This is a genomic window from Streptomyces sp. NPDC057694, assembly GCF_042799415.1.
Taxonomy (GTDB): Bacteria; Actinomycetota; Actinomycetes; order Streptomycetales; family Streptomycetaceae; genus Streptomyces.
Window position 1 is genome coordinate 1,214,105 of the sequence record NZ_JBHVIX010000001.1, and the last position, 25,113, is coordinate 1,239,217.

The window sequence follows — 25,113 nt, forward strand, 5'->3', positions numbered from 1 at the left end:
CACAGGAAGGAAAGTGGGCGGGGACGGGGGGGGGGAAAAACCCCTTCCCTTCCCCCCCCCCCCCCGCCCGTGAGGTCCGCGCACGGCGGTCCGTGTACGGCGGTCCGTGTACGGCGGTCCGTGTACGGCGGTCCGTGTACGGGGATCAGCTCACCAGGTGCCGTTCGCCGTTGGCGCCCGAGCGGGTCCCGGTCGCGGACCACTGCCCGTCCTCGGCCTGCTCGGCGAGACCGGCGTCGGCCAGCGTCTTCAGGTGCCGCGCCACCGTGCGCGGCGTCCAGCCCACGGCGTCACACACCTGCTCCAGCGTGCGGCCACCGTCCGCCCGCTCCAGGAACTCCAGCGTCAGCCGGGCGTTCTTGTTCAGCGGCGCCGTCTCGCGCGGGGCTGTCTCGTGCGGTGCCGTCTCGCGCGGGGCGGGGCGCCGCGCGGCGGGCTCGGACGGTGCGGCGGGCGCCGGGACACGCAGGCGCCCGTAGCCGAGCTTGCGCAGTACCCGGTCCAGGTCGGGCTCGCCCTTCTGTCCCGGCACCGTCACCGGAGCCGTCGTTCCCGCGCGGGGCGCCGTCACCGTGCCCACGGGCCGCGGGGTGCGGTTGACGGTGCGATGCCTGCGGCCCTTCTTCTTGGTGCTGTTACTCATTCGTCGCCTCCTCGAACGCGTTGATCATGGTCACGTGTTCAACGACGAAAGGGCTCCGAGGAATCGCCCGGCTCGAACTCGGTTGCGAGCGCGCCGGTTCGTCAGCGCTTGAGGACCCCGTCCAGCCACTCCAGGACCTCAGGGGTCACCGGGTCCGTGATGTCGGCGTACTCCTCGTGCTTCTTCAGGAACTTGGCCACGTACGGGCAGACGGGCACGATCCGCTTGCCCGCGCCGCGCACGTCGTCGAGCGCCTCGCGGACGAGCGTCGAGGCCAGGCCCTGGCCCGCGTAGGCGTCGTCGATCTCGGTGTGGAAGAACACGCGCCGGTCGTCGCGGTCGCGGTAGGCGGTGAAGCCGGCGCCGGCACCGTCGACCTCGATCACATAGCGGTGGCGTTCGTCGACGCGGTGGACCACCGGGGTGGCGGCGGGCTCGGTCATGGTGGGTCCTTCGGTCACGGGCGGACGGGTGGCCGGTCAACTGCCACCACATGGAGAGTACTTCACTGCTTTGCGCAGGTCAGAGATGCCTCGTGCTCGTCGAACTCGTCGAACTCGTCGAAGGCGGCTCACACCAATCGCCGGATCTCCCCTCGCACCCGGTAGAAGCCGTTCGACGCCGTGTGGAGGGCGTCCACGACGTAACGCGCGCCCGGTTGGCGTATGGCGCGGGGGAACTGGACGTTCCAGGTGGGCTCGTAGCCGTCGGACACCACGTGGACCCGTATACGACCGCTCTCCTGGACGCACTCCACGACGACTCCCGCTCCGGACGCGGGAACCGCGGTGACGGTGGCGACCGCGGCCGGGGAGGCCGGCGGCGCGTAGGTCGGGAGGGCGGCGGCCAGCTTGATGTCCTGGGCGACCGGGACCGTGCCCTGCTGGGCGGCGGTGATCGCGGCCTCGCTCGCGTCCACGCAGGCGAGCGAACCGTCGGTGGAGACGAGGTACAGCTTCTCGTCGTGGTACTGCATCGACAGTGCGGATCCGCCGCCGGTGCCGAGCTTCCACAGGCGGGTGCCGTCGGCCGCGAAGCAGTAGACGGAGGAGGACGAGTCACCGGCGAAGACGTACTGGCCGTCCGGTGAGGTGGCACAGGAATACACGGCGGCGTCACAGCTGTAGGTGGCCTCGACGCGGCCCGTGTCCTTGGCCAGGCGCTGGACGACCCGGCGCCCGGTGCCCGCGTACACCGCGTCGTGCTCCTGCCAGCCGAACAGCACATTGCCCAGGGTCGCCGTGTGCCACAACTGGCCGGTGCCGTCCGCCGCGTACGCGGTGACGCCGGTGGAGTGGCCGTGGTAGACGGCGCGGTCGTCGGCCCGGACCATCCAGCCGCTGTCACCGGCCGAGGAGCGGGACCACTGGAACTCCTCCTCGTGGTCGATGATGGTCAGGCCGCCGTTGCGGTCGGAGACGTCGAGTACGCCCTCGTGGATGTCCAGCCAGAAGATGTCGACGTCCTCGGCGATGGTGTACGCGGCGAACGGCACCTTCGCCGACAGGTCGTAGACCTGCCCGTCGTCACAGCCCGCGTAGATCCAGAAGTCGTCGGCCACCAGGCACTTCACGCCGTCGGGCAGGGAGTAGTGGGCGAGCACCTCGCCGTCGTGGCCGAGGGTGTAGACGTCGCCCTTCTGGTTGCCGACCCAGCAGCGGTCCTCGTCCACGTGGATGCCGAACGCCGAGGCGCCGGTGCGGAAACGCCACAGGACAGGTGCCGTGGACCGGGCCGTCGAGGGGGCCGACGTCACCTGGCGGCGGGTCACCGCCCGGGCCGCGCGCTGCCCGCGCACCGCCGGCGCGTACCCCTTGCGCACCTTCTCGCCTATCTTCTTGGCCGCCGCGGCCCGCGCCTTGTCCACCGTGGGGAACGTGGAGCTCTGCCGCTGCCCGTCCGCGCCGATACGTCCGTAGCGCACGAGGACGGTCGTGCCGGTGACGGTCACCTCGTAGAACTTGTGGGCACCGGCGCCCTCCTGGGACAGCTCCAGATACGTCGTGCCCTCGGCCTGTGCTGTGTGCGCAGCGGTCACGGCACACCTCTCCCCCGCTCACCGGACCTGCCCTTTTGGCCGCCCCTTGGTGATTCCACGTTAGAGGTCACCACTGACAACACGGCCTGCCGGGCCGTCGGCTCAGAAGGCGTACCGGACGCGCAGCCAGGGGGCGTGGGCGGTGAGCAGTTCTGTGAGACGGGCCAGGGCGCGCTGTTTGATCTCTACCTGGTAGCGGACGTTGAGGGCGCCGTTCTCGGAGCGCTTCGTCTCCTGCGCCTCCGGCTGCCACAGCAGGTCCTCCGCGCGGGGGTGCCAGCCGAGGTTCACCTCGTGCAGCTGCTGGTTGTGCGTGAGCATGATGATCTCCGCGGCGGCCTGTTGCTTCACCCGCGCGGGCAGTACGTCGTCGAGACGGCCGAGCAGTTCGGCCCAGTCGCGCTGCCAGCCGGGGCGCAGGACGACCGGGGACAGGTTGAAGTGGACCTCGTAACCGGCGTCGAGGAAGTCCGCGGCGGCGGCGATCCGCTCGGCGATCGGGCTGGTACGGATGTCCAGCAGGCGGGCGTCGGCATGGGGCATGAGCGAGAAGCGGACGCGCGTGCGGCCCTGGGGGTCGAGGTCGAGGAGGTCGGGGTTGACGAACTTGGTGGCGAACGACGCCTTCGCGGTCGGCAGTTGCCGGAAGGCGGCGATGTAGTCGGCGGTGTTGTCGCACAGCAGCGCGTCCACCGAGCAGTCGCCGTTCTCCCCGATGTCGTAGACCCACGCGCGCGGATCGCACTGGTTGGGCTCGCCCTTGGGCCCCTGCGCGCGGACGTGCCGGCGGACGTGGGCGAGGATCGCCTCGATGTTGGTGAAGAGGGTGATCGGGTTGGCGTATCCCTTGCGGCGGGGGACGTAACAGTAGGCGCAGGCCATGGCGCAGCCGTTGGAGGTGCCGGGGGCGATCCAGTCCGCGGAGCGTCCGTTGGGGCGGGTGACCAATTGACGCTTGACGCCGAGGACCAGGGTTTCGGTCTTGATCCGGGTCCAGCGCCCGATGTTTCCCTCGTTGCCGTGGAGCGAGGGGATGCGCCAGTGGCCGGCGACCTCGGTCACCTCGGCGTCGGGCAGCCGGGCCACGATCTGTCGCCCGCGCGGAGAGTCGAGCGCCTCGCGCTCCGCGTAGACGGACCGGATGTCGAGCAGCCGCCGCGCCTGCGCGCTGTCGCGGAACCCGCCGCCGGCCGGGCCGGGCACCGGAGCGTCGTCCCAGCCGAACAGGGCCTGCTGGCCGTCCTCGGCGGGCAGGGAGTTCTCCGGGGAACGGTTCACGCCGGGTCCCGGACGAGGGGGGACGCCGATTCGAGCAGCTCGGTGACAGCCATGCGCTCATTGTCGACCACGCCGTCGGGCCGCGCCGTCCCGCACTCGTCCGGTGGCGGGCCCGGTACGCGACAGAGGGCGGGCCGCACCGGGGCCCGCCCTCAGAATCACCCGGAGGGGCGCTCGACGTCAGATGACGCCCTGGGCCAGCATCGCGTCGGCGACGCGCTCGAAGCCCGCGATGTTCGCCCCCGTCACGTAGTCGCCGGGGGCGCCGTAGCGCTCCGCCGTCTCGTGACAGGTGGCGTGGATGTCCTTCATGATGTGCGCCAGTTCGTCCTCGACCCGCTGGGCCGGCCACGAGGTACGGGCGTGGTTCTGCGCCATCTCCAGGGCGCTCACGGCGACGCCGCCCGCGTTGGCCGCCTTGCCGGGCCCGAAGGCGACGCCCGCCTTCTGGAGCAGGTCGACGGCTTCCGGCGTGGTCGGCATGTTCGCGCCCTCGGAGACCGCCTTCACGCCGTTGCGGATCAGCGCGGCCGCGTCGTTCTCGTCCAGCTCGTTCTGCGTGGCCGACGGCAGTGCGACGTCGCCGGGGACGTCCCAGACGCGTCCGCCGGGCACGAAGCGGGCGGAGGCGCCCCGGCGGTCGGCGTACGCGTCGACGCGGCCCCGCTCGACCTCCTTGATCTGCTTGAGCAGGTCGAGGTCGATGCCCTTCTCGTCCACGACGTAGCCGGAGGAGTCCGAGCAGGTCACCGGGTTCGCACCGAGGGAGCGCAGCTTCTCGATGGTGTAGATGGCGACGTTGCCGGAGCCCGACACCACCGCCGTCTGCCCCTCCAGGTCCTCGCCGCGCTCGCGCAGCATCGCCTCGGCGAACAGCACGTTCCCGTACCCGGTGGCCTCCGGGCGGATCAGCGAGCCGCCCCAGCCCTGGCCCTTGCCGGTCAGGACACCGGCTTCCCAGCGGTTGGTGATGCGCCGGTACTGGCCGAAGAGGTAGCCGATCTCGCGGCCACCCACGCCGATGTCGCCGGCCGGGACGTCGGTGTGCTCACCGATGTGCCGGTACAGCTCCGTCATGAAGGACTGGCAGAACCGCATGACCTCGGAGTCGCTGCGCCCGTGCGGATCGAAGTCGCTGCCGCCCTTGCCACCGCCGATGCCGAGACCGGTCAGCGCGTTCTTGAAGATCTGCTCGAAGCCCAGGAACTTGATGACGCCGAGGTTGACCGACGAATGGAACCGCAGGCCGCCCTTGTACGGGCCCAGCGCGCTGTTGAACTCGACGCGGAAACCGCGGTTGACCCGCACCCGGCCGCGGTCGTCCTGCCAGGGCACCCGGAACATGACCTGCCGCTCGGGCTCGCACAACCGCTCCACCAAGCCCGCCTCGACGTACTCGGGGCGGGCTTCGAGCACCGGCGCCAGCGTCTCCAGGACCTCGTGAACGGCCTGGTGGAACTCGGGCTGGGCAGGGTTTCGCTGCTCGATCTCGGCGAGGGTGGTGCCGAGTATGTGCTGCAGGTCGGATCGCGTCGTCACAGAACGCCCTTCTGGCACGGCTGCCACCAGATCCGAAACGGGTGCGGCTCGCTCGGGCCCGGTCCATCGTTGAGCGCTCGGCGCCATTGCCGGGCGCGGGACAAAGTCAGTGTTACAAGCATGTAAACACCTTGACCAGCGACCAGACCAGGAGCGGCCCACCATGCGAGACCCGCACGCGCGGCGGGCGGCCGATCAGCGCACCCGCCCCCGCGGCTTCAGAGGCACAGACGGCAACTCCGGGGCCGGCAGCGGATCCCCGTCGTACCCCTGCACCTCACCGAACCGGGTACCAGTACCAGTACCGGCATCGACATCGGCCTCGATGCCGGTCATCCAGTCGGACCGCGCTTGGGCGATGTCCTCATGGGTCCGCCCGATGAAGTTCCACCACATGATGATCTCCTCGCCGAACGGCGGGCCGCCCAGCAGGATCACGCGGGCGGGCGTGTCCGTTTCGTTGGTGAGGGTGAGGGTGTCGCGTCCGGGCGCCGCGTATCCCAACTCGGCCTGCGCGAGCGGGGCCCCGGCCAGGCGCACCGCGCCCCGGTCGACCAGCAGGCCGTGCTCGAAGGCAGGGTCGACGGCGAGGGTCAGGTGTGCGCGGGGGTCGAGGACGAGTTCGGCGCCGAGCAGCGGCGTGAAGGTGCGCACCGGGGAGACGGAGCCGGCCAGTTCGCCCAGGAACACGCGGACCCTCGCGCCGTCGACGGTGACCGGGTCGGGTGCGTAGTGCTGGAAGTCGCGGTCGGCGTGCCGGTCCGCGTCAGGGAGGGCCACCCACAGCTGTACGCCGTGCAGCACGGTGGTCGACGGCGTGGAGACCTCGGTGTGGCTGATCCCATGGCCGCCGGTCATCAGGTTCAGCTCGCCGGGCCGGACCATGGCATGGCTGCCGAGGCTGTCGCGGTGCTCGATCTCACCGCTGAACAGCCAGCTCACCGTCTGCAGGCCGGTGTGCGGGTGGGGCGCGACATCCATGCCGCCGGTGCGGCTCACGTCGTCGGGACCGTAGTGGTCGACGAAGCACCAGGCGCCGATGAGCGACCTCGCGCGCTGCGGCAGCGTCCGGCGCACGGTCATGGAACGCGGCCCGCCGAGCGGTACGTCCCGTGCGGTCAGGACCTCGACACTGCTGCTCATGGCACCCACCCAACCCACATAGGTTAATCTTCAACTATCTAGGTGGTGATCATACGTCGTCGCCCGCACGGCGGCGACCACCGTCCGCAACAGCCCGTGAAGGAGTCAGAGTTGAGCGCCAGCACAGCCGCCGGGGACCAGGCGGCCGCCCGCGACCGGCGGGTCTTCGTCGACAAGCAGAGCCCGAAGGCGTACCACTCGCTCGTCGAGACCGCGGAGGCGGTCCGGGCCACCGCCGCCGAGGCGGGACTCGACCGCAGGCTCGTCGAACTCGTCAACCTGCGGGTCTCCCAGCTCAACGGCTGCGCCTACTGCCTGAACGTGCACACGCGGGCCGCGCTGCGCGCGGGCGAGACGACGCAGCGGCTCGGGGTGCTCGCGGCCTGGCGCGACACCGAGGTCTTCACGGACCGCGAGCGCGCCGCGCTGGCTCTCGCCGAGGCCACGACCAGCCCCGCGGACGCCGCGCTCCAGTCCGACGCGTACGACGACGCCCGCCGGCACCTCGCCGAGGACGAGATCTCCGCGGTGATCTGGGTGGCGATCACCATCAACGCCTTCAACCGGGTGTCCATCCTCAGCAAGCACCCGGTCCGGGCGGACTAGGTCGCACCAGGGTGCTGTCAGCGCTTTATGCCCACGCCCGCCAGCAGGCTGATCTGGGCGTCGGTGGGCTCCGTCCCGTCGGCCGGTGCGTCGGGGCGCCAGCGGTGGCAGCACACGAGGCCCGGCTCGATCAGGTCGAGTCCGTCGAAGAAGCGCAGGACGTCGGCGTGCGAGCGGAAGTCCACCGGGGAGCCGGATTTGGTGTAGACCTCCGCCACCTTGTTCCAGGTCACCGGGTCGAAGTCGGGCGTGCAGTGGTTCATGGCCAGGGCGCTGCCCGCCGGGAGCGGGTCGAGCAGCCGGCGGATGATGGCGTACGGGTCGTTCGGCGCAGTGATGAAGTGCATCAGCGCGTTCATGGAGAGCGCGATGGGCTGGCTGAAGTCCAGCACCCCCGACTCCTCCACGGCGCTCATCAGCGCGTCGGCGTCGGTGGCGTCGGCCTCGACATAGGCCGTGCGGCCCTGGGTGGTGCTGCGCATGAGGCGCTCGGCGTACTTGAGGACGAGCGGGTCGTTGTCGGCGTACACGACACGGGCGTCGCGCGCGACGGACTGGGCGACCTGGTGCAGATTGGGCTCGGTCGGAATGCCCGTACCGATGTCGAGCCACTGGCGGATGCCGTACTCCTGGGCCAGGACCCGGGTGGCGCGGTGCATGAACGCCCTGTTCTCGCGGGCGGTCAGGTAGATCCCCGGGTGGGCCTCGGCGGCGACGAGGGCCGCCTCCTTGTCGATCTCGAAGTGGTCCTTGCCGCCGAGGAAGTAGTCGTACATCCGGGCCGAGTGCGGCCTGCTGGTGTCGAGGTCGCGGCCGGCCTGCCTGGTGGTCATGTTCGCCCTTTCATGCGTGTGTCTGTCGGCCCGCAGGCCGGGAACGGGACGGATGTCGTCGTCCCTGCTGCCCACCGCCGGTTCACCCGGCGGCCAAGTGATCCGCCAGGCCTTCCTTGACCCCGCGGACGAACGCGGCGATCTCCTCCGGCGCGTAGATCAGCGCCGGTCCGGCCGGATCGGTCGACTGCCGTACGGCCACGCGGCCGTCGGCGAGCTTCTTCGTCTCGACGCACTGCCCGCCGTTCGGCCCGCTCCAGGGCCGCTCCCAGCCCTGCTCGCCGAGCTGGCCGGCCGGCATCCCGTTGTACACGTCCTCGCCGGTGATCGTCACGAGTACTCCTTGCGCATGCGGTTCAAAAGCGCCCTGCTGTCATCGGACGAGGTCATCAACGCCATACGGGAATGGGCCTCCAGATGGGCGACGACGTCTTCGCGCTGATCCAAGTAGACGGCGGCGGAGAGCAGTTCGCTGTAGACGATGTCGGGAAGTTCGGGCTCCTCGAACCGGAAGTACGTGAAGGGGGCGCACGCCCCTATGTGGGCGCCCGCGGTGAACGGCACGATGTCGATGCTGATGTGCGGGAGTTCGGACATGTCGAGGAGCCGCTCGATCTGCTCCCGCATCACGTCGGGGCTGCCGACCATTCGGTGCAGGACGGCCTCCTCCATGACCACCCACAGCGTGGGGGCGTCCTCCCGGTCCAGCAGGCCCTGGCGGCGCAGCCGCAGCTCCACGCGGCGCGCGAGTTCCTCCTCGCTGCCGTTCGGCAACCCGCCGCGCAGTACCGCGTGGGCGTACTCCGGGGTCTGCAACAGGCCGGTCACGTACTGGGGTTCGTAGGTGCGCAGCGTCTTGGCGTCGGTCTCCAGGCTCACATAGGCGGTGAACCAGCCGGGGACGACGTCCCGGTAGGAGTGCCACCAGCCCGGCTCGTTGGCCCGCTCGGCCAGATCGACGAACTCCTCGATCTCCTGGCGGTCCGCGCCGAAGGTCTCCAGCAGCTTCTCCACGTAGAGAGGCTTGAGGGCGACCTCGGCCTTCTCCAGCCGGCGGATCGTCAGGGTCTTCACGCGCAGGGCCCGGGCCGCGTCCTCCAGCGAGGCGCCCGCACTCAGCCGCATGTCCCGCAGCCGACGGCCGAGGATCATGCGCAGGACCGTCGGCGCACTCGTGCCGGAACGGGCTTCGCTCACGCCCAACCTTCCTGAGGGGACATCAACATCACCATTCTGACAGTGACTTGATGATGACGCCAGATTGATACCCGCTGTGCTGAAATTATCAGGGAGTCGGTTGCAGCGTGAGTACGATCACGCGCATAGTTGACACGTGAGCGGTCAAGTCGCAGCTCTGAAGGAGCATTCGGCCCGGACGGGACGTGTGCTGCCGGTGCCGTCGTCGGCACCTCGTCACAGGACGCCTGCCTCGTCACCCGCCTCTCACCGCTCGAGCTGCAGCCCGCACCCCCACACCGCGGCCGCCCCCCGGCAGGCCCTGGAAGGCGACCTTCGTGACTCTCCCCACGCCCACCGCCCAGGCCCCGTCCCCGGCCTTAGACACGACCGCGCCTCGCCGGGAGTACTGGTTCGGGCTGCCCGCACTGCGCACCAGTGCGAGATCCGCCCGCGACACCGTGCGCGACCGGCTGCGGGCCTGGAAGGTCCCGGGCGACACCTGCTGCGACGCGGTGCTCCTGGTGTCCGAGCTGACGACGAACGCTGTGTTGCACACCGACAGTGGAAACGTCGTCTGCGGCCTCACCCTGACGGGCGACGAGCGGCTGTTGCGGATCGAACTGCACGACGGCGGCCGGATCCCCGTCCGCCCGCCCGAGCAGCAGGCGGGCCCCGGCGACGAGGGCGGGCGGGGGCTGTTCCTCGTGCAGCAGATCGCGGACCGCTGGGGCTCCGCACGGTCGACGCGGGCCGAGGGCAAGGTCGTCTGGGCGGAGTTGACGTCCTGACCCCGACCTCGCTCATGGCCCTGACGTCATGACTTCCGACCGGCACCGCACGGCCCGGCCACGTCCAGGAGGCACTCCATGCCCGTCCACGCCGATCCCGCATCTCCCGTCGTGCTGTACGTGTGCGCCGACCGGTCCCCGGCCGGTCCCGGGGCGGCCGCGCAGTGTGCGCGGACCGAAGGCCAGGCGTTCGCCCAGGAGCGCGGGCTGACGATCGCCGAGGTCGTCACCGACACGTACGGTGAACCGGACCCGGTCCGGCGGACCGGGTGGCGCCGGGTGCGGCACCTGGTGCAGCACGGCCATGTCACCGAGGTACTGGTGCGCTGGCCCTGCGCCATCGCGCCGGAGTCCGCGCACGAGCTCCGGCACCGCGAGACCGCCTGGCTCCAGGACCACGGTGCGCGTCTGCGCTACACGTGGGCGCCGCTGTCGTCCAGGAGCGACGAAGCCTGCTGAGCCCTGTCGCGGGCCGGGGCCCGTCGGATCAGGGCCTGCGGCGGTGGACGCTGACGGCGTAGCCACCGCCGTCGTAGGGAGCCGCCTCCCAGGTGGCGAAGCGGTCGACGAGGTCGAGGCCGGCCGCGGCGCAGCAGGCGTCGTACTCCGGCAGCGTGAAGGCGGGCGGCACGGGCAGATGAGCGGCGTCCAGGCCGAAGCCCGCGACGAGGAGGCCGCCCGGGCGCAGGGCCGCGGCCAGGCGTTCGACCACCGTGGACTCCGTGCCGGGGGTGAGCAGCGGCAGGACGTTCCCGGCGGCGACCACGAGGTCGAAGTCCGCGGCGACACCGAGCGCGGCCGGGTCGAACTCGGCGAGGTCGGTCCGGAACCAGGGCAGTCGGGGCGCCCGCGCCCGTGCCACGTCCAGCATCGAGGCGTCCAGGTCGATGCCCACGCAGTCGTGGCCGAGTTCGGCCAGCCGGATCATGACCCGCCCGGTGCCGCAGCCGGCGTCCAGTACGCGGGCCCCGGCGGGCAGCAGGGCCGCGCAGAACGCCGCCTCGCCGTGCACGTCCTTCCCGTCACGGGCCAGCGCCTCGAAGCGGGCGGCGTACTCGCCCCCGGACGTGCCACCGGTCAGATCCTGCCAACGACTCATGAGATCGACTATAGGTCGCCGGTCGGGCGGGGCCGTCCTGCCGCGTTTTCAGGACTGCTTCAGCTCGACGGCTGCTTCAGCTCGATCTCGACGAAGGAGAGCGGGGCGCCGCCCGCGTTGACGACCTCGTGCTCGGCGCCGGCCGTGCGGGCGTAGGACTCGCCGGCCCGCAGCTGCGAGGGGGTGACGGTGCCGTCGGCGCCGATCACGTCGGTCCGTCCGTCGGTGACGGGCACGACGACGTAGTCGTAGGCGTGGACGTGGCGGCCGGTGCTCTGCCCCGCTTCGAAGTCCCAGCGGGTGACGCGGACGCGCTCGTCCTCGTGCTGCACGGTGGCGCGGGCGGTGGTGCTCATGATCGTTCTCCTCGTTGCGGTCGGGCGTTCGGGCACCCGGAGTCGCAGGCTAGCCGCCGTGCCGGTCTTCACCGCGACGGGGTGGAACCGGATGCTTCGCACCGCCATGGTGCCTTTTTGCACGGTGGACTGGCCCAGGCATCGGCGCCGCCGGCCCCGTCGTCCTGCCGCCCGGCGAACCACATCGCGCACATCGCCCAGGACACCTCGTCCTCCGGGCACAGCCACTACCGCGTCACGCTGACCGCGGCCCGCGGGTACGCGGCCTGCACGCTGGCCGGGTCACCCGTCGACGTGCGGTTCTCCGAGCACGGTGTGCCGAGCGGGGTCGCCCCCGGCCGGTACGGGCCGCAGCACACCCCGGTGACGTTCGGCCCCGGCCACCCGGTCCACTTCGACATCCAGGTCCCCGACCAGCACCGGGGCCGGGCCGCGGACGAGGCCACCTTCACGCTCTCCGCGCCGGGCGGGGTGATCCCCGGCGAGTCCAGCGCGTCCGGGCATCTGCGGGTCGTGAAGGGGACCGTCATCGGACCGGTGCGCGCCGGCGCCTGACGCCTCTTCAGGAGCCGCCCCCTCCCCTGGCCTGCCCGTCCCGAACCGCTCCCTCTACCATCGGGCCTGCTCGGGCGTCTTTCGGCGCCGCTTGTCGAGCAGTCGAGGAGAGGAACGTTTCATGCGTGCTCGGAACATAGGCGCGGCCGCCGCGACAGCGCTGGCCCTGGTGGCCGCCCGCGACCTCGTACAGAAGAAGCACGCACTGCTGAGAAACTTTCCCGTGATCGGGCACGCCCGGTACCTGCTGGAGACGATCGGCCCCGAGCTGCGGCAGTACGTCGTGACGTCCAACGACGAGGAGCGGCCGTTCAGCCGGGACCAGCGCAGCTGGATCTACGCGTCGGCGAAGGAAGAGAACAACTACTTCGGGTTCGGCACCGACAACGACGTCGAGCATGTGCAGGGGCACCCGTACATCAAGCAGCGCACGTTCGCGGGGCCGCTGCCCGATCTGCACGACCCGCAGGCGCCGCTGCCCTCGGCGAAGGTGCTGGGCGGTCCGCGCGGGCGTGCCAAGGCGTTCCGTCCGGCGAGCATCGTGAACATCTCGGCGATGAGCTTCGGCTCGCTGTCCGGCGCGGCCGTCACGGCGCTCAACAAGGGCGCGGCGCTGGCCGGCACGATGCACAACACGGGTGAGGGCGGTCTGTCGCCGTACCACCGCAGCGGCGGCGACCTGGTGCTCCAGATCGGCACGTCGTACTTCGGCTGTCGTGACGAGGACGGTGCCTTCAGCCTCGACAAGCTGAAGGCGGTCGTCGCCGGCGCCCCGGTCAAGGCGATCGAGATCAAGCTCTCGCAGGGCGCCAAGCCCGGACTGGGCGGGATGCTGCCGGGCCCGAAGGTGACCGAGGAGATCGCGGAGATCCGCGGCATACCCGCCGGGAAGGACTGCGCGTCGCCCTCGCGGCACACCGCGTTCCACGACGTCGACTCGATGCTCGACTTCGTGGAGCTGCTCGCCACCGAGACCGGTCTGCCCGTCGGGATCAAGAGCGCCGTCGGCGAGATGAGCTTCTGGGAGGAGCTCGCCACCCTGATGGCGCGGGGTGACCGCGGTGTCGACTTCGTGACCATCGACGGTGGCGAGGGCGGCACCGGCGCCGCTCCGCTGATCTTCAGCGACTCGGTGTCGCTGCCGTTCCGGATGGGCTTCTCGCGCGTCTACAGCACGTTCGCCGAGCGGGGGCTGACCGATGAGCTCACCTTCATCGGCTCGGGCAAGCTCGGGCTGCCCGAGAACGCCGCCGTCGCCTTCGCGCTCGGCGTCGACATGATCAACGTGGCCCGCGAGGCGATGCTGTCCATCGGCTGCATCCAGGCGCAGAAGTGCCACACCGACAAGTGCCCCACCGGCATCGCCACCCAGGATCCGTGGCTGGTGCGCGGCGTCGACGCACCCTCGAAGGCCAACCGGGCCGCGATGTATCTGCGCACCCTGCGCCGGGAGTTGCTGAAGGTGTCGGGGGCGGTCGGTGTCGCCCACCCGTCGCTCATCACGCCCGCCGACATCGACATCATGAACGGCGACTACGAGGCCCGTACGCTCGCGAGCGTCTACGGCTACAAGGACGGCTGGGGCGAGCTCTCCCCGGCGCTCGCCGAGGAGATCACCGACCTGGTCACCGGCGGGCCGGCCGCGCTCCCCGACGCGGCCGGCTGAGCGGTCACCAGGTGACGGGCAGGGCGTGCAGTCCGTAGATGACGGCGTCCTGCTTGAACGGGATCGCGTCCAGGTCGGCGGCGGCGCGCAGGGTGGGTACGCGGCGCAGCAGCGTCGGGTACACCACCTGGAGTTCGAGCCGGGCGAGCGGCTGGCCGAGGCAGTGGTGGGCGCCCAGGCCGAAGGCCTGGTGGCGGCGGTCGCCCCGGGTGAGGTCGAGGCGGTCGGCGTCGGGGAACACGGCGGGGTCGCGGTTGGCGAGTTCGCCGAGCAGGATCACCCCGTCGCCGGCCCGGATGGTGCGGCCGCCGATCTCGATGTCCTCGGTCGCGGTGCGCCGCCGACCGAGGTGGACGATGGTCAGATAGCGCAGGAGTTCCTCGACCGCCGCGTCGATCACCTTCGGGTCGTCCGTGTCGCGCAACAGGGCGAGCTGGTCCGGGTGCTGGAGGAGCAGCAGGGTGCCCAGGGAGATCATGTTGGCGGTGGTCTCGTGCCCGGCGAGAAGGAGCAGCACTCCCATGGCCGCGGCCTCGGCGGCGGTGAGCGCGTCGGCCGCGACCTGGGCGGCGAGCCGGGAGAGCAGGTCTTCGCGCGGGTCGGTGACGCGCTCCGCGACCAGCTCGGCCAGATAGTCGCCGAGCGCGGCGTGGGCCGCGCCGCGCTCCTCGTTCGTGGCGGTCGTGGAGACGATGACCTTGCTGTTCCGCTGGAAGAACTCGTGGTCGGCGTACGGGACTCCGAGCAGTTCCGAGATCACCAGGGAGGGGATGGGCAGGGCCAGCGCCTGGACGAGGTCGGCCGGGTTGGGGCCGGCCAGCAGGTCGTCGACGGCGCGGTCGACCATCGTCTGCACGGTGGGGCGCAGGGACTCGATGCGCTTGATGGTGAACGCGCCGCTGACCATGCGGCGCAGCCTGGTGTGCTCGGGGTCGTCCATGAGGACGAAGCTCAGGTCGGGGCCGGCGTCCGTGCGGGGGCCGTGGTGCGCGACGGGGCTGGGATAGCCGGGCCGCGCCGGGTCGACGCTGAGCCGGGGGTCGGCCAGCAGGGTGCGCTGCTCGGCGTGGCCGGTGACCGTCCACGGGGTGCTGCCGTCCCAGATCCGGGTGCGGGTCAGCGGCCCCTCTTCGGTGAGTGCCCGCATCCGGGGCGACAGGTCGAAGGGGCATCCCGCGGCGCGGGGGTGAGGGAAGTCGCGCGGTGCGCCGTCGAGCGGGGGCGCGGAGGACGGGGAACTCATGTCGGAACCTCGCGATGCACGTAGTGGGGGGTGCGGGCGGGCGGTTTCAGGCCGCCGGGGCCTCGGCGGCCCGGCTCTCCAGGAGCCGCGACCGGTGCTGCCGGGCCTGCTTGGGCATGTTCCAGCCGAGGACGGCCACGGTGCGGCCCCGGTCCTGGTACGAGGCGACGAAGCGGTGTTCCTCGACGCTTCCCTCCAGGATCGTCAAGTCGGCGTCAGGGGTGGGGAGTCCGTGCACCTGGATGCGGGCGTCGAACTGGTCGGTCCAGAAGTACGGCACGGGATCGTGGTGCCGGGGGCCGCCGAGGATCCGGGCGGCGACTGTGGTGGCCTGGTCCATGGCGTTGGTCCGGTTCTCCAGGCGCCGCGGTGCGCCGGTGGACGGCCGGGCCCAGCGGGCGACGTCCCCGACGGCGTAAATGCCCTCTGCCGCTTGCCCGTTCGCGTCGCAGAGCACTCCGTCGCTCAGCTCCAGACCGCTGCCGTCGAGCCACGCGGTTTCGGGTACGCAGCCCACGGCGACGACCGTCACGGGCGCGGGCAGCAGCTCACCGTCGGCGAGGCGTACGCCGCCGCTGCCGGTCTGCGCGAAGTCTGTACCGGTGACCGCTGTCCCGAGGAGCAGCCGGGTGCCGTGACTCCGGTGCAGTCCGGTCAGCAACTGGCTTATCTCGGTGCCGAGTTGGGCGTTCATCAGCGTCTGCTGCGGTCCGACGAGGGTGACGTCCGCGCCGAGGGTACGGGCGGTCGCGGCGATCTCCGCGCCCAGGACTCCGTCGCCGACGACGACCGTACGCCGATGCTCCAGGAGCCGGTCGCGCAGGGCGAGCGCGTCGTCGACGGTCCGCAGCGTGTGGACGCGGTCCGTCGGTCCCTCGGCGGGCAGGGAGCGGGGACTCGCGCCGGTGGCGATCACCACGGCGTCGGCGCTCAGGTCCCGGCCCGCCGCCGTACGCACCCTGCGTTCCGCCGTGTCGAGCGACACGGCCCGGTCGCCGAGCACGAAGTCGGCGTCCAGCGCGGCGAGATCGGACGGACTTCGCAGGTGGGCCTGTTCGGGTTGCCAGGTCCCGGCGAGGATCTGCTTGGACAGCGGCGGCCGGTCGTAGGGCGGGTGCCGCTCCGCTCCGAGCACGGTGACGCGGCCTTCGAATCCCTTGCGCCGCAGAGTCTGCACGGTGGCCAGGCCGGCGACCGAGGCCCCTACGACCTGGACGCTCGACGGGCCCGTCACGCGTTCTCGCGCAGTTCGATCGCGGCGGCCGGGCAGACGCTCGCCGCCTCGTCGACCAGCGGGTGCTGTTCCGAGGGGGGTTCGACGTCGAGCAGGATCACGATGCCGTCGTCGTCCCGCTGGTCGAAGACCTCGGGTGCGATCAGCACGCACTGGCCGGCGCCGCAGCACTTGCCCTCGTCGACGGTGATCTTCATGGGGTCACTCCTTCGGTGTGGGGGTGGCGGGTGCGGCGAACATGCCGCTGACGGCGTCGGTGAGGAGCGTGGCCGTCTCACGCCAGGAGGTCGGCGGCGCTTCTCCGCGGGCCACCCGCTGTTCGTGCTCGGCGCAGGTGTGGGTGATGAGGTAGGACGCCATCTCCCCTCTGCCGCGCCGTACTTCGGCCGGCAAGTGGCCGAGGAGCCGGCCGAGTCCGCTCAGGACCGCGGCGACGGCGCTGCGGTTCAGGGCGTCGTCGGTGAGCACGGCGCGCAGTCCGGGGTCCGTCATGAGCTGGGCGGAGAACCGCGCGTACCAGGAGGGGGAGTCGAGCCCCGCCAGGTACTCCGGTACGGGCCGCACCAGGCACTCGACCCATGCGCGGACGTCGTCGGGGTCGTCGATGCGGTCGAGCATGTCCTGTCTGATGGCCTCGGCGGCCGCGGAGTGGTGGGCCATGATCGCGCGGACCAGCTCGGTCTTCGAGCCGAAGTGGTAGCCGACCGCGGCCACGTTGCCTTGCCCGGCCGCCTCGCTGATCTGCCGGTTGGAGACCCCGGCGATGCCCTGTTCCGCGTAGAGGCGCTCGGCCGCGGCCATGATGGCCTGCCGGGTGGCCGGCGACCGGGTGCCGGACCGGGCCGCCGTCCGCTCGGCGGGCACGGTCACCACGTCACCGGCAGCTCGCGCAGCGGGCCGGTCAGTAGACCCTCGACCTGCCGCAACTTGCCTTTCTCGACGGCGAGTTCGAGTCCGGGGAGCCGGCGCAGCAGCACCTCGAGGACGGTCTGCATCTCGGTGCGGGCCAGTGGCTGCCCGAGGCAGGAGTGCGGGCCCGCGCCGAAGGTCAGGTGCGGGTTGGGCGAGCGGGAGAGGTCCATGCTGTCCGCGTCCGTGAAGGCGCGCTCGTCGCGGTTGGCCGCGGACATGCTGCACACGACGGTGGTCCCCCGCGGTACCAGTTCCTCGCCGAACTCGATGTCCTCGTGGACGTAGCGGACCATGCCGAACCCATTGCTCGGGTCGATCCGCAGGACCTCTTCGACCGCGGGCCTGATCAGCGTACGGTCCGCGAGGAGTCGCTCCCAGCGGCTGCGGTCGGACAGGAGCTGGGCGACCATCACGGCGATGAATCCGGCGGTGGTCTCGTGTCCGGCGAGGAGCAGGGCCTGTCCGGTGGCGACGAGCGCGTCGTCCGGCAGGACGGCGCCTTCGCTGTCGGGCGCCGTGAGCAGGAGCGTGAGGAGGTCCTCCTCGCCCTCGGTCACCCGGCCCGCCTCCAGAGCAGCCCGCTTGTCGGCGATCAGATCCGTCATGTAGACGGCGAACTCGCCTTGCGCCGTGGCCATTTCCGCGGCGCTGTACTTCGTCACACTCAGGAACGTGTCCGACCAGCTCTTGAAGGCGTCCCGGTCCTGGTCCGGCACGCCGAGCATGGCGCAGATGATGTAGACGGGGAAGGGGAAGGCGAGCCCGGCCACCAGGTCCGCGGGGCCCGGCCGCGCGGTCAGTTCGTCGATCAGGCGCTCGGTGACCCGCTCCATGTCGGGGCGCAGCGCCCGGATCCGCTTGGCGGTGAACCAGCGCCCGAGCAGGCGGCGCCATCGCTCGTGCCCCACGGCGTTGAGGGTGCGGGCCATCGGGCTGTTGAAGATGTCCCCCTCCCCCTCGGCCACCCGCGCGGCGTCCTCGTTCGCGGCGCCCTCACGGCTCAGCCGCGGGTCGCTCAGCGCCGAGCGGACATGGTCGTACCGGGTGAGCAGGGTCGCCTCGTCTCCGCTGGGCAGGGTCACCCGGGCGACCGGGCACTCCTGCCGCATCCGCCCCCATTCGACCGGGGCTTCGAGCGCCGCGGGCTGGGGGAACGGGTATCGCCGAGCTGCTTCTTCGTCCGTGGTCCCATGGGGCATTGATGGCCTCCGAAGTAGGTTCCTGGCCTCACCACTCACCCAAGTTAAAACGCCTGCATTAAGCAAGCGGATGGCTGGATTCCGTCGTGAAGAGTCTGGAACGAACCCGTGTACGCGCCCCGCTTACTCCCCCACCGGGACATGTCCCAGCAGGTGGAGTTCCTCGGTGTCGAGGCGGCCCTGGAGGCGGCGCAGGACCGTGTCGTCGATGTCGCCCGTGTCCCGCAGCCGGACGATCACGGACCGGCGCTCGGCGAGGAGGGCGAGGCTGAGGGCGGTGTGGTCGTCGGTGAGGCGTCGCGGGTGGAGGGCGCTCTCCTCGGGATCGTCCGGGATCGTGGCGCAGCGCTGGGCGACCGTGTCCGCCTGCAGCCGGTGGGAGCGCTGGATCGCCTCGCGGATGGCGGGTGCCGTCTCCAGGCGGCCGGCCAGGTCGGGCAGGGCGGCGAGCGCGGACTCCAGCGCCGCCGACTCGGCGAGCCACTCCTCGCGGGCGACGGACCGGTCGCGCGGGATCCGGGCCCAGCGCACCACCCACGGCAGGACCAGGGCCTGCGCCATCGTCACGACGATCACCACACCGGTGACGAAGACCATGAGCTGACGGGACGGGAAGACCTCGCCGTTGTCGAGGTGGGAAGGGACACCGAGCACCGCGGCGAGCGAGATCGCCCCGCGGAACCCGGACAGGGCGCTCACGGTCAGGCGCCGGTTCGAGTACGTCGTGCCGGAGGCGCGGGCGGTGCCCCTGCGGGCGATCCTGAAGAACGCGGCGACGCCGAAGTAGTAGGCGAAGCGCACGGCGACGAGAGTGCCGGCCACGGCGAACCCGGTGCCGAGCGCGCGGGGGATCTCGTCGTTGCCCATCGTGCGGAGCGAGAAGTCGAGTTCGACGCCGATGAGGACGAACAGGGAGCCGTTGAGGAGGTAGGTGGCGACCATCCAGAAGTTCTGCGCCTGGACCCGGACCTCGGCCCGTACGGTGCGCGGCCCGCTCTGGCTGAGCATGAGCCCGCACACCACGACGGCGACGACACCCGAGGCGTCGATCTTCTCGGCGAGCAGATACCCGGAGAACGGGGCGAGCAGCAACAGCACCTGGCCGCGCAGCGCGTCGGCCTGCGCCATCCGGGCGCGGAACCACTGCACGACCGTACCGGCGGCGAGGCCGATCAGCGCGCCGCCTCCGTAGCCGAGCACGAACAGCCATCCGACGTGCGGGGCGGTGACGGCCTCCGTGCCGACGGTCACGCCGACGGCGATGCCGTAGACGACCAGCGCCGTACCGTCGTTGAGCAGGCTCTCGGCGCGCAGCAGGGTGATGTCCCTGCGCGGCAGGAGCCGGGCCACGACGTTGACGGCCGTCGCGTCGGTCGGCGCGACGGCCGCGCCCAGCACCCAGGCGGGCCCCCAGCCGATCCCGAGCGCGTGCGCGACGCAGGCCACGGACGCGGCCGAGGCGATGACGAGAACGGTGGCGGCGAGGGCGACGTCGGTGAGATGGCGGCGGATCTCGCGCAGGGAGGTGTTGAGGCTCTCCCAGGCCAGCAGCGCGGGCAGGAACAGCAGCAGCACCACCTCGGAGGGCAGTTCGACCTTGCGCAGGGCGGGGATCAGGCCGATCAGCACGCCCATCACCATGAGCACCATGGGCGGTGCGATGCGCAGCCGGTCGCCGAGTGCGGAGCCGACCAGCACGGCGATCCCCAACAGCACGACAAGCTCGAGACCGAGCACGCGTTCCTCCCTCAGACACTGCACCGACACTGTGCTGCCCTAACTGTGCCGTGTGCGCGGGCGGAAGCCGGCGCCGGTATGCCGGTGTCGGCCGGTCCCGGCTCAGCCGGGTGTGCTCGGGGTCGCCGAGGGGGCGACGTCGTCCGGGGCGGTCGCGGAGGGCGGACGGGAAGGGGTCGGCACCTCGGTGTGCGGTGCCGTCGAGCCGGCCGGGGCCGGCGAGGACGGGCGGGGAGTCGGAGCGCGGTCGGGGTCGGCCGGGGCCGAGGGCGCGGCGGGCGGTACGGGGGTGCGGTGCGGTTCCGTGTCCGGGGCCAGCGTGAGGTAGCCGACGACGAGGGCGGCGGCGGTGGCGAGACCGGCGAGCGGGACCACGTAGCGGCGCCGGACGCGGTGGAGGAGGGCACGGTGGAGCAGGGGCAGTCGGCGCAGGTGCGGTCCTGGCGGCTCGGCCGGGCGCAGCGTGCGTACGGTGATGCTGTCGGCGCGCGCGGCCAGTGCCTCGTGCAGCCGTCGCTCCGCCGGGCGCTCGGGGTGGTCGGCCGGTTCGGCCCATGGTGTCCGGGGCGTCATATCCGGCCCTCCAGGATCCTTTCGAGTGCGTCCAGGGCGCGGCTCGCGTTCGATTTCACCGCGCCTTTGCTGATGCCGAGGGCGGCGGCTATCTCGGCCTCGCTGAGTTCGGCCCAGTAGCGCAGGACGAGGACCTCGCGGCGGCGCGGGGTGAGCCGGGCGAGTGCGGCGAGGACTTCGCGGTGCGCTTCGTCGAGCACGACGGAGTCCTCCGCCGAAGGGGCGGCACCGGCCGGCGGCGGGGTCCAGGCCCGGGCCGTGCGGCGTCGGCGCAGCACCGACCGTGCGGTGTTGACGACCGACGTCCGCAGATAGCCGAGGGCGTTGTCGACCTCCGTGATGCGCTCTCCGTGGCGTCGGTAGAGGGCCGTGAACGCGTCCTGCACGACGTCCTCGGCGGTGGACAGGTCGTCCACGAGCAGCACCGCGAGCCGCACCATGCGCAGCCGGTGCGCGTGGTACAGCTCGCTGATCGTGGGCGGCCGGTCGGTGTGCGGGTGCGGGTGCGGGTGCGTGGTGCCGTACGGGGATGTGTACGGGCGCGCGGCCGGGCCGGGCGCCGCTTCGAGAGTGGACCGGTCGCGGCGCAGCAGCCCGCGCAGCAGCGCCCGCCACCCCGGACGGGTTCGGCCGTGGGCGAGCGTGAACGGCTGTGGCCGTGGGGCGAGTTCGGTGACTGCGGAGCTGTGCACAGAGATCCTCGGGTGGGCTGCGTCAGCGGTGCGAGCGGCGGCGTACGGCGAAGAGGGCTCCCGCTCCACCGGCGACGAGGACGACGGCCCCGGCGCCCATGACGGCCGTACCGGTGTTCGACGAACCAGTATGGGCCAGCTCGTCGTCGGCGGGAGCTGCCGAGGGCGCCTCGGTACCGTCGGCGGGGGCGGGCGAGGGCGCCTCGGTAGCGTCGCCGGCGCTGGGTACCGGCGAGGGGGTGGCGGACTCCTTGCCGCCCGGCGCGGTGGACGGTTCGGCCGTCGGCGGCTCGCTCGTGGCGGGCTTCGGAGCGCCGGTGGCGGGCGACGCGCTCGGCGCCTCGGTGGCGGCGGCCGAGGACGGGGCGGGCGTGGCGTGGGCGGCGGGGATCGAGGCCAGGGCGGCCAGCAGGCCGGTGGCGACAACGGCGCTGCGGACGGGGACGAGGTGCTTCACGGTCGTTCTCCACGGTCGGGACGAGGACGCCGGACGGCGCCCTTCACCCCCACACGACGCGCGACCCCGCGCCAGGTTGCCGCGGTCGCACGAAAATCTTCGCCGGGGTCCGCGGACACCCCGAAGATCCACTCCTGGGAACCGTCGCCCCCTGACCCGCATCTTCCTCGGCGAGCACCACGATCACAGGGGAGTACGAGGCGTTGACGGACACCGAGAAGGACATCGCGGGGCACGAGGAGCGGGGTCACGGCGCGGAGCCCTGGTGGGCGGATCTCGGAGCGGTGGGAGCCGTGGTCGTGATCGTGATCGGCGTTCTCGCGGCGGCGTGGGTCCTCCTCCGGCTGCCCGGCACCCCGGAGAACCTCGCGACGGGCTACTACGGAGCAGCCAAGGTCGTCGCCATCGGTCTGGTGGTCGCGGGCGGTGCTCTGTTCGGCCGTCGTCGTGCCCGGCAGGGCGCGGGCGCCGAGGGCGGCAGCGGGCCGGACGTGCCCGACACCACCGGCCGGTAGGGTGGGCCCCGCAGCTGGTTCGCCCCGTCCGCCAGGCGGGATGCGTCGCAAGAGGGAACCCGGTGGGAATCCGGGACTGCCCCGCAGCGGTGAGTGGGAACGACCGCCGTCACACGCACTGGGACCCGAGGAACGGGACCTGGGAAGCGACGGCCAGTAGGAGTCCTGTACGTGGTGACACGCACGGGACGGGCCCGCGAGTCCGAAGACCTGCCACCTGCCCGTGCGCGTACGACGCGTGCGCGGACATCCCGGTGACCTCGAGGGCGGGTCGGCGTACATATCCGGCGGACGACCGCGCCTTTGCCGCGTGAGGTCGCCCTGTCGTTTCTGTCGCTCCTTCACGCGTTCGGGTCCTCGGGATCTCAGGGATACGTCTCTCGAAGGAGAACTCCGTGACCACCAGGACCGAAGCCGCGGCAGCACGGGCCACCGTGTACGGCTACCCCCGTCAGGGCCGGAACCGTGAACTGAAGAAGGCCGTCGAGGGGTACTGGAAGGGCCGCGTCACCGCCGACGCCCTCCGGACCACGGCCGCCGAACTGCGCCGGGGGAACTGGCGGGAGCTCGCCGCCTCCGGGATCTCGGAAGTCCCCACCGGCGACTTCTCCCCTTACGACCACGTCCTCGACACCACCGTGATGGTCGGCGCGATTCCCGCGCGCCACCGCGCCGCGGTGGACGCCGACGCGCTCGACGGCTACTTCGCGATGGCCCGCGGCACCCAGGACGTGGCGCCGCTGGAGATGACCAAGTGGTTCGACACCAACTACCACTATCTGGTGCCCGAGTTGGGGCCGGACACCGTGTTCACCGCCGACTCCGCCAAGCAGGTCGCGGAGCTGCGGGAAGCCCTCGCCCTCGGGCTGTCCGCCCGCCCGGTCCTGGTCGGCCCGGTCACCTACCTCCTCCTCGCCAAGCCCGCGCCCGGTGTCGCCGCCGACTTCGACCCGCTCACCCTCCTCGACCGGCTGCTCCCGGTGTACGCGGAGGTCCTCGCCGACCTGCGCGCCGCAGGGGCCGGCTGGGTCCAGCTCGACGAGCCCGCCCTGGTCCAGGACCGCACCACGGCCGACCTCAACGCCGTCGAGCGTGCCTACCGTGAGCTGGGTGCGGCGGCCGACCGGCCCAAGCTGCTGGTCGCCTCCTACTTCGGCCGGCTCGGCGACGCCCTGCCCGTACTCGCCAAGGCACCCGTCGAAGGCCTCGCCCTGGACTTCACCGACGCCGCGGCCGCCCAGCTCGACGCGCTCGCCGCCGTCGGCGGGCTGCCCGGCAAGCGCCTGGTCGCCGGTGTCGTCGACGGCCGGAACATCTGGGTCAACGACCTGACGAAGTCCCTCGCCACGCTCGGCACCCTCCTCGGCCTCGCGGACCGCGTCGACGTCGCCGCCTCCTGCTCCCTGCTGCACGTCCCGCTGGACGCCGCCCTGGAACGTGACGTCGACCCGCAGATCCTGCGCTGGCTCGCCTTCGCCCGCCAGAAGACGGTGGAGATCGCCACCCTCGCCAAGGGCCTCGCCCACGGCACGGACTCGATCACCGCGGAACTCGCGGTGAACCGCGCCGCGCTCTCCTCCCGCGCCGCCTCGCCCCTCACCCGGGACCCCGCGGTGCGGGCCCGCGCCGCCGCGGTCACCGAGGCGCAGGCCCGGCGCTCTCAGCCGTACCCCGAGCGGGCCGCGGCCCAGCGCGCCCACCTGGGGCTGCCGCTGCTGCCGACGACCACGATCGGCTCGTTCCCGCAGACGGCCGAACTGCGCACGGCCCGCGCCGACCTGAAGGCGGGCCGGATCGACACCGCCGCCTACGAGGAGCGCATCAGGAACGAGATCCGTGACGTCGTCTCCTTCCAGGAGAAGACCGGGCTCGACGTCCTGGTGCACGGCGAGCCCGAGCGCAACGACATGGTCCAGTACTTCGCCGAGCAGCTGACCGGCTATCTCGCCACGCAGCACGGCTGGGTCCAGTCCTACGGCACCCGCTACGTCCGCCCGCCGGTCCTGGCCGGTGACATCTCCCGCCCCGAGCCGATGACGGTGCGCTGGACGTCGTACGCCCAGTCGCTGTCCGACCGCCCGGTCAAGGGCATGCTGACCGGGCCCGTGACCATGCTCGCCTGGTCCTTCATCCGTGACGACCAGCCGCTCGGCGACACCGCGCGCCAGGTCGCCCTGGCACTGCGCGACGAGGTCAACGACCTTGAGGCGAGCGGCACTTCGGTCATCCAGGTCGACGAGCCCGCGCTGCGCGAGACCCTGCCGCTGCGGGCCGCCGACCACGCCGCCTACCTGGACTGGGCGACCGAGGCGTTCCGGCTCACCACCGCGGGCGTGCGTCCGGACGCCCAGATCCACACGCACATGTGCTACGCCGAGTTCGGCGACATCGTGCAGGCGATCGACGACCTCGACGCCGACGTCATCAGTCTGGAGGCGGCGCGCTCGCACATGCAGGTCGCCCGCGAACTGGCCGAGCACGGCTATCCGCGCGAGGCCGGTCCGGGGGCCTACGACATCCACTCCCCCCGCGTGCCGAGCGCGGAGGAGGCGGCCGGCCTGCTGCGCAAGGGACTTGAGGCGATTCCGGCCGAGCGGCTCTGGGTCAACCCGGACTGCGGCCTGAAGACCCGCGGCTGGCCCGAGACCCGCTCCTCCCTGGAGAACCTCGTGTCCGCGGCCCGGACCGTGCGCGGGGAGCTCGGTTCGGCCTGATCCGGCACGGCGCCGGGGGGGGGGGGCCGCAGAACCCCCCCCCCAACCAGTGGTGTGCACGGGCTCCCGTCCTTCTGCCCCAGCCAGCTCCCTGCAGAGAGCCCACAAAAAGAA

27 protein-coding genes and 1 riboswitch are annotated in these 25,113 nt (G+C 71.8%); of the genes, 7 read left to right on the top strand and 20 right to left on the bottom strand.

Features of this window, described 5'->3' with window-relative positions:
* Positions 1 to 145: 145 nt before the first annotated feature.
* The 6 genes from ACFVDP_RS05525 to ACFVDP_RS05550 form a co-directional block, all read right to left on the bottom strand.
* On the bottom strand, positions 146 to 643 hold the full coding sequence (locus ACFVDP_RS05525; RefSeq protein ID WP_383483614.1) for a winged helix-turn-helix domain-containing protein: 498 nt from the start codon (positions 641 to 643) through the stop codon (positions 146 to 148).
* Positions 644 to 744: 101 nt separating this feature from the next.
* Positions 745 to 1,086, bottom strand: coding sequence for a GNAT family N-acetyltransferase (locus ACFVDP_RS05530; protein WP_383483617.1), 342 nt, complete (start codon positions 1,084 to 1,086; stop codon positions 745 to 747).
* A 128-nt stretch (positions 1,087 to 1,214) separates the two neighbouring features.
* Positions 1,215 to 2,681, bottom strand: a complete 1,467-nt coding sequence (locus ACFVDP_RS05535) for a WGR domain-containing protein (protein WP_383483621.1) — start codon at positions 2,679 to 2,681, stop codon at positions 1,215 to 1,217.
* Positions 2,682 to 2,783: 102 nt separating this feature from the next.
* Positions 2,784 to 3,959 carry a spore photoproduct lyase family protein gene (locus ACFVDP_RS05540; RefSeq protein ID WP_383483624.1) on the bottom strand — a complete coding sequence of 392 codons (1,176 nt, stop codon included), beginning with the start codon at positions 3,957 to 3,959 and terminating at the stop codon, positions 2,784 to 2,786.
* Positions 3,960 to 4,139: 180 nt separating this feature from the next.
* Positions 4,140 to 5,498, bottom strand: coding sequence for an NADP-specific glutamate dehydrogenase (gdhA, locus tag ACFVDP_RS05545; RefSeq protein ID WP_383483627.1), 1,359 nt, complete (start codon positions 5,496 to 5,498; stop codon positions 4,140 to 4,142).
* A 195-nt stretch (positions 5,499 to 5,693) separates the two neighbouring features.
* Positions 5,694 to 6,641: a pirin family protein gene (locus ACFVDP_RS05550; RefSeq protein ID WP_383483629.1), complete on the bottom strand. Its 948-nt coding sequence runs from the start codon at positions 6,639 to 6,641 to the stop codon at positions 5,694 to 5,696.
* Between the two features lie 111 nt (positions 6,642 to 6,752).
* Here ACFVDP_RS05550 and ACFVDP_RS05555 point away from each other — a divergent pair, with 111 nt between their 5' ends.
* Complete coding sequence (locus tag ACFVDP_RS05555) at positions 6,753 to 7,247, top strand: carboxymuconolactone decarboxylase family protein (protein ID WP_383483632.1); 495 nt, start codon at positions 6,753 to 6,755, stop codon at positions 7,245 to 7,247.
* 17 nt (positions 7,248 to 7,264) lie between these two features.
* Here ACFVDP_RS05555 and ACFVDP_RS05560 read toward each other — a convergent pair whose 3' ends face one another.
* From ACFVDP_RS05560 to ACFVDP_RS05570, 3 genes are all read right to left on the bottom strand, one after another.
* Complete coding sequence (locus ACFVDP_RS05560; RefSeq protein ID WP_383483635.1) at positions 7,265 to 8,080, bottom strand: SAM-dependent methyltransferase; 816 nt, start codon at positions 8,078 to 8,080, stop codon at positions 7,265 to 7,267.
* 82 nt (positions 8,081 to 8,162) lie between these two features.
* Positions 8,163 to 8,381, bottom strand: a complete 219-nt coding sequence (locus tag ACFVDP_RS05565) for a DUF397 domain-containing protein (protein ID WP_383484359.1) — start codon at positions 8,379 to 8,381, stop codon at positions 8,163 to 8,165.
* 29 nt (positions 8,382 to 8,410) lie between these two features.
* Positions 8,411 to 9,277 carry a helix-turn-helix domain-containing protein gene (locus ACFVDP_RS05570; protein ID WP_383483637.1) on the bottom strand — a complete coding sequence of 289 codons (867 nt, stop codon included), beginning with the start codon at positions 9,275 to 9,277 and terminating at the stop codon, positions 8,411 to 8,413.
* A 317-nt stretch (positions 9,278 to 9,594) separates the two neighbouring features.
* Here ACFVDP_RS05570 and ACFVDP_RS05575 point away from each other — a divergent pair, with 317 nt between their 5' ends.
* The gene (locus tag ACFVDP_RS05575; RefSeq protein ID WP_383483640.1) at positions 9,595 to 10,047 is read left to right on the top strand and encodes an ATP-binding protein; all 453 of its coding nucleotides are present in this window, start codon (positions 9,595 to 9,597) and stop codon (positions 10,045 to 10,047) included.
* 78 nt (positions 10,048 to 10,125) lie between these two features.
* Positions 10,126 to 10,506, top strand: coding sequence for a hypothetical protein (locus ACFVDP_RS05580; protein WP_383483643.1), 381 nt, complete (start codon positions 10,126 to 10,128; stop codon positions 10,504 to 10,506).
* A gap of 28 nt (positions 10,507 to 10,534) precedes the next feature.
* Here the strand turns inward: ACFVDP_RS05580 and ACFVDP_RS05585 are convergent, their stop codons facing one another.
* Both ACFVDP_RS05585 and ACFVDP_RS05590 read right to left on the bottom strand, forming a co-directional pair.
* Entirely contained in the window at positions 10,535 to 11,146 is a 612-nt protein-coding gene (locus ACFVDP_RS05585) for a class I SAM-dependent methyltransferase (protein WP_383483645.1), read from the bottom strand.
* Positions 11,147 to 11,205: 59 nt separating this feature from the next.
* Entirely contained in the window at positions 11,206 to 11,502 is a 297-nt protein-coding gene (locus ACFVDP_RS05590) for a cupin domain-containing protein (RefSeq protein ID WP_383483648.1), read from the bottom strand.
* A 117-nt stretch (positions 11,503 to 11,619) separates the two neighbouring features.
* Between ACFVDP_RS05590 and ACFVDP_RS05595 the strand changes: the two genes are divergently transcribed.
* Both ACFVDP_RS05595 and ACFVDP_RS05600 read left to right on the top strand, forming a co-directional pair.
* Positions 11,620 to 12,057: a DUF4232 domain-containing protein gene (locus ACFVDP_RS05595; protein ID WP_383483651.1), complete on the top strand. Its 438-nt coding sequence runs from the start codon at positions 11,620 to 11,622 to the stop codon at positions 12,055 to 12,057.
* A gap of 121 nt (positions 12,058 to 12,178) precedes the next feature.
* A complete protein-coding gene (locus ACFVDP_RS05600; protein WP_383483654.1) occupies positions 12,179 to 13,723 on the top strand; it encodes an FMN-binding glutamate synthase family protein in 1,545 nt (514 codons plus the stop codon).
* Positions 13,724 to 13,727: 4 nt separating this feature from the next.
* On the opposite strand, the gene ACFVDP_RS05605 is transcribed toward ACFVDP_RS05600, so the two are convergent.
* The 9 genes from ACFVDP_RS05605 to ACFVDP_RS05645 form a co-directional block, all read right to left on the bottom strand.
* Positions 13,728 to 14,966 carry a cytochrome P450 gene (locus ACFVDP_RS05605; protein ID WP_383483658.1) on the bottom strand — a complete coding sequence of 413 codons (1,239 nt, stop codon included), beginning with the start codon at positions 14,964 to 14,966 and terminating at the stop codon, positions 13,728 to 13,730.
* A gap of 46 nt (positions 14,967 to 15,012) precedes the next feature.
* Positions 15,013 to 16,200: an NAD(P)/FAD-dependent oxidoreductase gene (locus ACFVDP_RS05610; protein WP_383483661.1), complete on the bottom strand. Its 1,188-nt coding sequence runs from the start codon at positions 16,198 to 16,200 to the stop codon at positions 15,013 to 15,015.
* Positions 16,197 to 16,397: a ferredoxin gene (locus tag ACFVDP_RS05615; RefSeq protein ID WP_383483664.1), complete on the bottom strand. Its 201-nt coding sequence runs from the start codon at positions 16,395 to 16,397 to the stop codon at positions 16,197 to 16,199. Before ACFVDP_RS05615 ends, ACFVDP_RS05610 begins: the two co-directional genes overlap by 4 nt.
* Before the next feature lie 4 nt (positions 16,398 to 16,401).
* Complete coding sequence (locus tag ACFVDP_RS05620) at positions 16,402 to 17,073, bottom strand: TetR/AcrR family transcriptional regulator (protein WP_383483667.1); 672 nt, start codon at positions 17,071 to 17,073, stop codon at positions 16,402 to 16,404.
* Complete coding sequence (locus tag ACFVDP_RS05625; RefSeq protein WP_383483670.1) at positions 17,067 to 18,311, bottom strand: cytochrome P450; 1,245 nt, start codon at positions 18,309 to 18,311, stop codon at positions 17,067 to 17,069. The genes ACFVDP_RS05620 and ACFVDP_RS05625 overlap by 7 nt, the downstream gene beginning before the upstream one ends.
* 123 nt (positions 18,312 to 18,434) lie before the next feature.
* On the bottom strand, positions 18,435 to 20,048 hold the full coding sequence (locus ACFVDP_RS05630; RefSeq protein WP_383483674.1) for a Na+/H+ antiporter: 1,614 nt from the start codon (positions 20,046 to 20,048) through the stop codon (positions 18,435 to 18,437).
* Between the two features lie 102 nt (positions 20,049 to 20,150).
* A complete protein-coding gene (locus ACFVDP_RS05635) occupies positions 20,151 to 20,621 on the bottom strand; it encodes a hypothetical protein (RefSeq protein WP_383483677.1) in 471 nt (156 codons plus the stop codon).
* Complete coding sequence (locus tag ACFVDP_RS05640; protein WP_383483679.1) at positions 20,618 to 21,313, bottom strand: RNA polymerase sigma factor; 696 nt, start codon at positions 21,311 to 21,313, stop codon at positions 20,618 to 20,620. Before ACFVDP_RS05640 ends, ACFVDP_RS05635 begins: the two co-directional genes overlap by 4 nt.
* 22 nt (positions 21,314 to 21,335) lie before the next feature.
* Positions 21,336 to 21,770, bottom strand: a complete 435-nt coding sequence (locus ACFVDP_RS05645; RefSeq protein ID WP_383483682.1) for an LAETG motif-containing sortase-dependent surface protein — start codon at positions 21,768 to 21,770, stop codon at positions 21,336 to 21,338.
* A gap of 203 nt (positions 21,771 to 21,973) precedes the next feature.
* Between ACFVDP_RS05645 and ACFVDP_RS05650 the strand changes: the two genes are divergently transcribed.
* The gene (locus ACFVDP_RS05650) at positions 21,974 to 22,285 is read left to right on the top strand and encodes a hypothetical protein (protein ID WP_383483684.1); all 312 of its coding nucleotides are present in this window, start codon (positions 21,974 to 21,976) and stop codon (positions 22,283 to 22,285) included.
* Positions 22,284 to 22,518, top strand: a riboswitch (cobalamin riboswitch). (Overlaps the previous gene by 2 nt.)
* A gap of 162 nt (positions 22,519 to 22,680) precedes the next feature.
* Positions 22,681 to 24,999, top strand: coding sequence for a 5-methyltetrahydropteroyltriglutamate--homocysteine S-methyltransferase (metE, locus tag ACFVDP_RS05655; RefSeq protein WP_383483687.1), 2,319 nt, complete (start codon positions 22,681 to 22,683; stop codon positions 24,997 to 24,999).
* Positions 25,000 to 25,113 lie beyond the last annotated feature (114 nt).